Genomic DNA, 6,184 nt, shown 5'->3' with positions numbered 1-6,184 from the left:
ACCGGCGCGGGCGCGGCTTCCAGCGCCGCCACGGCCCCTTCCAGCCCCGGCGCGCCGAGGAGCGCCAGACCCATGCTGTTGGCCTCCGGCGCGAAGAGCGCCAGCCGCGCCTTCGGTCCCAGCGCCAGCGCGATGGCCGCCGCCGCTTCCACCGGCCCGGCAAGACCGAGGCCCGCCCCGGCGATGACCAGCGGCGCCTTGGCCCCGCGCAGCAGGGCGGCGACGGCGCGCACCTCAGGATCGCCGCTCGCGCCGCCGCGCAGCACGGCGGCGACGGCTTGGCCGAAGTGGCCGATCTCCTCCGGCGGGCGGCGCAGCGGCAGTTCAGCGAGCGGGTCGAGCGCATCGGGCAGCGGCGTCACCAGCGCCACCGGAGAGCGCCGGCCTTCGCCCGCCACCCGCGCGGCGGCCTCCATCCATGCCGGCACGCCCTTCTCCGCGGCGAGATCGCGCGCAGCGCCGCGCGCCATCACCCGCAGGGCGAGGGCCGCGCGGGGGGCCGTGCCGGTGAGATCCTCGCCGAGGATCAGCGCGGCATCGGCGCTCTCGATATCCTTCACCGAGGCGATGCGCGCCGGACCTGCGGCAAGGATCGCCGCCATCCGCCCGACCAGCGCCGCCTCGGCCTCGGTCACCCCGGCGAAGAAGCGGTCCGCCCCGACCAGGTCGCGCAGCGCGAAATTCGCCTCGACCGAGGCGCGGGGCGAGCCGATGCCGATGGCCCCCGGCAGCAGCGCCCGCGCGGCCTCCAGCGCCACGTCTGCGCCCACCACCGCTCCGTCAACGCGTGGCAGGGGGCGCGAGGCCTCGGCATTCAGCATGCCGAACCGCCCCCGGTCGCAGAGGAAGGAGCCGTTCACCGCGCCATGATAGCGGTTCTGCACCTGCCGCAGCGTGCCGCCGCGCTCGAACAGCGTGACGTTGCAGCCGACCGCGCAATGGGCGCAGATCGAAGGCGTCGTCCTCATGTCCCAGCGCCGGGCGTAGTGGCGCGACCAATGCTTGTCATTGAAGACGCCCGTCGGGCAGAGCTCGGCCAGATTGCCGGCGAAGGGGCTTTCCAGCGCGCCGTCTTTGGCGCGGCCGAAGTATACCCGGTCATGCGCGCCGAAGACCTCGAGATCGGCGCCGCCGGCGTAGTCGCGGTAGAAGCGGACGCAGCGGTAGCAGGCGATGCAGCGGTTCATCTCATGCGTCAGCAGCGGGCCGAGATCCTGATTGCGATGGGTCCGCTTCGGCGCGGTGCTGCGGCGGGTGTGGTGACCCGTCGCCACGGTCATGTCCTGCAGGTGGCAGGCGCCCGCCTCCTCGCAGACCGCGCAATCATGCGGGTGGTTCAGCATCGTCCATTCGATGACATGGGCGCGGAAGGCCTCGGCCTCGGGGTCGGCGGTCTCGATGCGCTGGCCTTCCTTGGCCGGGGTCATGCAGGACATCTCGATGCGGCCCACCCGGTCCTCGGGCCCGTCATAGACCCGCACCGCGCAGAGACGGCAGGCGCCGACCGAGCCGAGGTCGCCGTCCCAGCAGAAATGCGGCACGTCGACGCCGTTCTCCAGACAGGTGGTCAGCAGGTCGCGTCCGGCCTCCGCCTCAATCTCGCGGCCGTTGAGAGTAAGCTTCATGCCAGCCTCCGCTGCGGGCAGCCGCCCGTCAGATGCGCCTCGAACCGGTCGCCGAAACGGGCGAGGGCCGAGGCGAGCGGGGCCATGGCGCCGCCCATCAGGTCGCAGAAGGCGCGGCCGCGCGGGCCCGCCTCGGCGGCGATCATGCGCAGGGCGTCGAGATCGGCGGCGCTTGCCGTGCCCGCCTCCAGCGCGTCGAGGATGCGCGAGGCCCAGGGCAGGCCCTCGCGGCAGGGGGTGCACCAGCCGCAGCTTTCGCGTGCGTAGAAGCGCATGTGCCGGGCGACCGCGCCGATCGGGCAGGCGGTCTCGTCCAGCACGATCAGCGTGCCTGTGCCGAACATCGAGCCTGCCCTGGCGACATGGCCGAAGTCGAGCGGCAGGTCGAGATGCTCCGGCCCGAGGAAGCCGGTGGCGCCGCCGCCGGGCTGGAAGGTCAGCAGCCTGCCGTTGCCGGAGACGCCGCCGCAGCGCTCGATCAGCTCGCGCGCGGTGGTGCCCATCGGCGCCTCGATCAGCTGCGGGCGCTTCACCCGGCCCGAGACGCCGTAGAGCTTGGTGCCGCCCTCGTCGGTCCAGGACAGGCCGGAGAAGGCCTCGGGCCCCATGCTGATCACATGCGGCACCAGCGAGATCGTCTCGACGTTGTTCACCGTGGTCGGGCGGCCCCAGAGGCCGGAGGCGGCGGGGAAGGGCGGGCGCTTCCTCGGCATGGCGCGGTTGCCCTCCAGCGCCTCGATCAGTGCGGTCTCCTCGCCGACGATGTAGCGCCCGGCGGAGGGGTGTACGCGGATGCTGAGCGCACCGAGCAGCCCCGCCGCTCGTGCTTCCTGAATGGCCTGCTCCATCGCGGCGATGCCGGGGCGGTAGGCGTCGCGGATCAGCACGATGGCTTCGGTCGCATGGGTGGCATGGGCGGCGATGATCGCACCCTCCAGCACCTGATGCGGCAGGGCTTCCAGAAGCAGCCGGTCCTTGAAGGCGCCGGGCTCCATCTCGTCGCCGTTGACGATCAGATAACTCGGCCCCGTGCCGGGAGACTGCCCCGGCTCCGGCATGAAGCGCCATTTCTGCGCCGCCGGGAAACCCGCGCCGCCGCGCCCATTCAGCCGGGCGGCGGCGACCTGCGCCACCACCTCGGCGGGTGAAAGCTTCAGCGCCGCCTCGACCGCGCTGTAGCCGCCGAGCGCCTGCCATTCGGCAAGGCTGTGCGGGCGGCGGTCGGCGCGGGCGCGCCCGGTCAGCGGCAGGGTGTTCGGCTTGAAGTCGGTCACAGCCCGCCCTCCAGCAGTTCCGCGACGCCCTCGGGCGACAGCGGCCCGACCAGCCTGCGGTCGCGGCCCACGACGGCGGCGGGGGCGCGGTCGCATCCGCCGACGCAGGCGATGTTGATCAGCGTGTATTTCCCGTCCGCCGTGGTCTGGCCGAAGCCGATGCCCAGACGGGCCATCAGCGCGTCGCGCACCTCCTCGGCCCCGTTCAGCCAGCAGGAGACCCCGTCGCAGAGCAGGATCACCGTCTCGCCGACCGGCTGGCGGAAGATCAGGCTGTAGAAGGTGGCGAGGCTCTCGATCTCGGCGAGGCCGACGCCGAGGGTCTGCGCCGCCTCGGCCAGATGCGCGTCGGAGACCCAGCCGTGCTCCTGCTGGATCATCCTGAGCGCCTCCAGCATGGCGGCGCGCGGGCCGCCGTGGTGGGCGGAAGCGTCGCGGATGCGGGCGAGGAGGTCGGGAGAAAGGCTCATCTGTCCACATCCGACATGACGAAATCGAGGCTGGCGACATGGGCGACCAGATCGGCCACCGTCATGCCCGGCAGGATGGTCGGCAGCATCTGCAGATGCGCGAAGGACGGTGTGCGGATCCGGGTGCGGTAGCTCTGCGCGCCGCCGTCGGAGACGAGGGAATATTGCGACAGGCCCCGGTGGCTTTCGACCTGACCCGTCGCCTCGCCGCGCGGCACGTTGGTGCCCCAGCTCATCTGCAGGAAATGGGTGATCAGCGTCTCGATATCCCGCTGCATCGCCTTGCGCGGCGGCGGGGTGGTCAGCGGATGGTCGGCCTTCACCGGCCCCGCAGGCATGTGGGCGAGGCACTGGCCGATGATCTTCAGGCTCTCGCGCATCTCGTCGGCGCGCACCCGCGTCCGGTCGAAGCAGTCGCCGCGCGTGCCGGTCGGCACGTCGAAGTCGAACTGCTCGTAGCCGGAATAGGGCCGGCGCTTCCGCAGATCCCAGTCGCAGCCGGTGGCCCTGAGCCCCGGCCCGGTGGTGCCCCAGTTCAGCGCCGTCGCCGTGTCATAGGCGCCGACGCCCACCGTCCGCGCCTTGAACAGGCGGGAGTTCAGCACCATCCGCTCGTAATCGTCGAGCCGCGCCGGCATCCAGTCGAGGAAGTCGCGCACGAGGGTCTCCCAGCCCGTAGGCAGGTCCATCGCCACGCCGCCGATGCGGAAGAAGGCCGGGTGCATCCGCGCGCCGGTCACGGTCTGGATCAGGTCGTAGCCCTTCTCGCGGTCGGTGAACATGTAGAACACCGGCGACATCTGTCCCACGTCCTGCGCCATGGTGCCGTAGAACAGGAGGTGGTTCATGATGCGGTAGAACTCGCAGAGCATGACCCGGATCATCTGCGCCCGCGGCGGGACGGTGATGCCGCAGAGGCTTTCCACCGCCATCAGGTAGGGCAGCTCCGACATGACGCCGCCGAGATAGTCCACCCGGTCGGTGTAGGGGATGAAGCCGTGCCAGGTCTGCCGCTCGGCCATCTTCTCGACGCCGCGGTGGTGATAGCCGATGTCGGGCCATGCCCAGACGACCTCCTCGCCGTCGAGACCGAGCAGGATGCGGAAGACGCCGTGGGTGGAGGGATGGTGCGGGCCGAAGTTCAGCACCATCAGCTCTTCGCCGTCGCGGATCGCGGGCAGGCCAAGCTCCGCCGGATCGGTCGGCGTGGCGCGTTCTTCGGCGGCGAAGAAGGCGTCGGTCATCACGAATGGCGGGCGTTCGGTGGCCCGCGCGTAATGGGTCTTGCGCAGCGGATGGCCGTCCCATGTCGGCGGCATCAGGATGCGGCGCGTCTCGCGGCCGAAATCCATGCCGAACATGTCGAAGGCCTCGCGCTCGTACCAGTCGGCATTGGCATAGACCGGGACGAGGGAGGGGGCGCTGCCTGCCGTCGCCAGCTTCAGCCGCAGGTCGGCGTTGCGGGCGAGCGAGGTGAGATGGCTGCAGAGCGTCAGGGTCGAGGCGGGCTGGCCCTCGAGGCCCTGCCGGGTGGTCTCGTCGATCACCCAGAGATCGGCCAGAAGCGGGAAGGGCTGCGCGATCTCGTCGCGCAGCATCCGGTGGGCGGCGACCCAGATCTCGGGCGCAAGCCAGAGCACCGGGAAGGCCTCGCCCGTCGGCTGCGCGCCGACGACGCCCGCGCCGAAGCGGTCGCGCAGCGCCTGCACCACATCGCCGGTCATCATGTCGAGACTCATGACGCCTCCGGATCGGGCAGGCCGGTCATGGCGCTGCGCTCGGCGCGCTTGGCATCGCGGCGCGGCTCAGGGGCGAAGGGGCGGGGGCCTGCGGTCTCACCCATGACGATCTGCAGCGGCCGCCTTTCCGCCGCGATCTTGCCCTGCAACAGCACCAGCGCTTCCATCAGCGCCTCGGGGCGCGGCGGGCAGCCGGGGATGTAGACATCAACCGGCAGGAAGGAGTCCACGCCCTGCACCACGGAATAGATGTCATACATCCCGCCCGAATTTGCGCAGGCGCCCATCGAGATCACCCATCGCGGCTCGCGCATCTGCTGGTAGAGCCGTTGCAGCGGCACCGCCATCTTGCGGAACACAGTCCCCGAGACGATCAGCAGATCGGCCTGACGTGGTGTGGCGCGGATCACCTCGGCGCCGAAGCGGGCCTGATCGAAGACCGGGGTCAGCGCCGTCGCCATCTCGACATAGCAGCAGGAGAGGCCGAAGTTGAACGGCCAGAGGCTGTGCTTGCGCGACCAGGCGACCAGATCGTCGAGCCGGGTGAAGAGCTGGCCGCCGGCCATGCTGTCGCCGGGCGCAGGCTCCGCCCCGGGGCGGTTCAGGCTCCAGCTCATGACCGTTTCTCCGGGGCGGTTTCCAACGCGCCGTCCATCCAGAGATAGCCGAGCGCCGCCAGCAGGACGAGGATGAAGACGGTGGCGGCGACCATGCCGGGCACGCCGAGCTCCAGCGCGGTCAGCGCCCAGGCGAAGAGGATCGCCACCTCGACGTCGAAGATCATGAAGAAGACGGCGATCAGGAAATACTGCGCCGCCAGATGGCCGCGCAGCGGCTGGCCCGAGGGCGCGCCGCTCTCATAGGTGCCGAAGCCGTCGCGGCTGGGTTCGCGCAGCGCGCCGGCCACCAGCAGGATCGCCGCGACCGTGGCGATCACCAGCATGACATGCAGCGCCAGCGCGGCGCGCGGATCGAGCGATTGCACGAGGTCCAGCATGGGTGCTTCCTTCCGGTTTTCCGGCAGGGTTGCATTCCCGAGTGCCGTTTCCGTTCCTGTCGCCTCCTGATTAGCCTTT

6 protein-coding genes are annotated in these 6,184 nt (G+C 70.8%); all 6 read right to left on the bottom strand.

Going from position 1 to position 6,184, the window contains the following annotated elements:
- The coding region (locus C5F48_RS11290) for an NADH-quinone oxidoreductase subunit G (protein ID WP_107664015.1) at positions 1–1,625 on the bottom strand (1,625 nt) is incomplete at its 3' end.
- Positions 1,622–2,899 (bottom strand): complex I 51 kDa subunit family protein, encoded by a 1,278-nt coding sequence (locus tag C5F48_RS11285; RefSeq protein WP_245941309.1) that lies wholly within the window; start codon positions 2,897–2,899, stop codon positions 1,622–1,624. The genes C5F48_RS11285 and C5F48_RS11290, both read right to left, overlap by 4 nt.
- Positions 2,896–3,369 (bottom strand): NADH-quinone oxidoreductase subunit NuoE, encoded by a 474-nt coding sequence (nuoE, locus tag C5F48_RS11280; RefSeq protein WP_107664013.1) that lies wholly within the window; start codon positions 3,367–3,369, stop codon positions 2,896–2,898. The genes C5F48_RS11285 and nuoE overlap by 4 nt, the downstream gene beginning before the upstream one ends.
- Complete coding sequence (gene nuoC / locus C5F48_RS11275; protein WP_107664012.1) at positions 3,366–5,108, bottom strand: NADH-quinone oxidoreductase subunit C/D; 1,743 nt, start codon at positions 5,106–5,108, stop codon at positions 3,366–3,368. Before nuoC ends, nuoE begins: the two co-directional genes overlap by 4 nt.
- On the bottom strand, positions 5,105–5,725 hold the full coding sequence (locus C5F48_RS11270; protein WP_107664011.1) for an NADH-quinone oxidoreductase subunit B: 621 nt from the start codon (positions 5,723–5,725) through the stop codon (positions 5,105–5,107). Before C5F48_RS11270 ends, nuoC begins: the two co-directional genes overlap by 4 nt.
- Entirely contained in the window at positions 5,722–6,105 is a 384-nt protein-coding gene (locus tag C5F48_RS11265; protein WP_107664010.1) for an NADH-quinone oxidoreductase subunit A, read from the bottom strand. The genes C5F48_RS11270 and C5F48_RS11265 overlap by 4 nt, the downstream gene beginning before the upstream one ends.
- Positions 6,106–6,184: the final 79 nt, after the last annotated feature.

Origin of the sequence: Cereibacter changlensis JA139 (genome assembly GCF_003034985.1) — a bacterium.
GTDB classification, from domain to species: domain Bacteria; phylum Pseudomonadota; class Alphaproteobacteria; order Rhodobacterales; family Rhodobacteraceae; genus Cereibacter; species Cereibacter changlensis.
Note: the sequence above shows the minus strand (reverse complement) of the source record. Positions and strands in the feature narration are given on the sequence as shown.

Excerpts from the sequence above, each read along its gene's own strand:
- nuoE (WP_107664013.1), bottom strand. The coding sequence starts at position 3,369 with ATGAGCCTTTCTCCCGACCTCCTCGCCCGCATCCGCGACGCTTCCGCC.
- nuoC (WP_107664012.1), bottom strand. The coding sequence starts at position 5,108 with ATGAGTCTCGACATGATGACCGGCGATGTGGTGCAGGCGCTGCGCGAC.
- C5F48_RS11270 (WP_107664011.1), bottom strand. The coding sequence starts at position 5,725 with ATGAGCTGGAGCCTGAACCGCCCCGGGGCGGAGCCTGCGCCCGGCGAC.
- C5F48_RS11265 (WP_107664010.1), bottom strand. The coding sequence starts at position 6,105 with ATGCTGGACCTCGTGCAATCGCTCGATCCGCGCGCCGCGCTGGCGCTG.